At 59.1% G+C, this 894-nt stretch carries 1 pseudogene; it reads right to left on the reverse strand.

Annotated features, from left to right (window positions below):
• Positions 1 to 47 precede the first annotated feature (47 nt).
• Positions 48 to 665 (reverse strand): annotated as a pseudogene (locus MPRO_RS02805) (IS5 family transposase); the annotation flags it as partial.
• Between the last annotated feature and the right edge of the window lie 229 nt (positions 666 to 894).

Genomic DNA, 894 nt, shown 5'->3' on the forward strand with positions numbered 1-894 from the left:
CCTGGGGCGCCGCTCGGGTGTCACCGGTAGGGGTCGTCGGCAGTGGTCGAGGTGTAGAAGGGACAGGCCTCCGGATCCGTGGTGGACTGGTGGGTCTCGTTGCTGCGTTTCTCACCCCGGAAATTACGCTCTGCATTGCGGCCGGTGGGCCCGTCCGGGTCCGGGTCGTCGCTGCCATCCTTGCGGCGAAAGCTTTTCTGCGACGCCCATGCCTGAATCAGGGTGCCATCGACACTGAAGTGATCGCCGGAGAGCAGCTTGCGCTCCCGTGCGAGATTGACGACCTCCTCGAACAGATGAGGGACGACCTCATGTGCCAGCAGCCGGTCCCTGTTGGTGCTGAAGCTCGAGTGATGCCACACCGGATCGTCGATGGTGAGCCCGACAAACCAGCGGTACAGCAGATTGTAGCTGATCTGCTCGACCAGCTGGCGCTCGCTGCGAATGGAATAGAGCACTTGCAGCAGCTGGGCGCGAATCAGGCGCTCCGGCGGAATCGACTGCCGACCGCCGTCAGCATAAATGCCATCAAACAACCAATTGAGACGCGCCATGGCCTGGTCGATCAGCCGTCGAATGGGCCTCAGTGGATGATCACTGGGAACAAAGGCGTCCAGATGAACTGTGGTGAAAAGGGATTCCTGAATAATGTCTTCGCCGCGCATACTCGAGCCGTTTCAAAGTGTTATCGCCGCTGGCAGTCTACCAAAGCCCCATTCCACAGGGGAGAAGATCAACAGCCTGCTAGGATGGAGACTCGGTGGAAGTGGCGCTGGCACGACAGTTGGTGCATGAATCAAGCAGTATCTTTGGAGGCCCCTTCGGGGACCATTTTATCTGATTCCTCTGAATGTACCCCCAGCGCCGGAACAGCTATGCAAACCAACAAGACAC

The organism is Marinobacterium profundum (genome assembly GCF_001528745.1).
In the GTDB taxonomy this organism is placed as follows: Bacteria; Pseudomonadota; Gammaproteobacteria; order Pseudomonadales; family Balneatricaceae; genus Marinobacterium_A; species Marinobacterium_A profundum.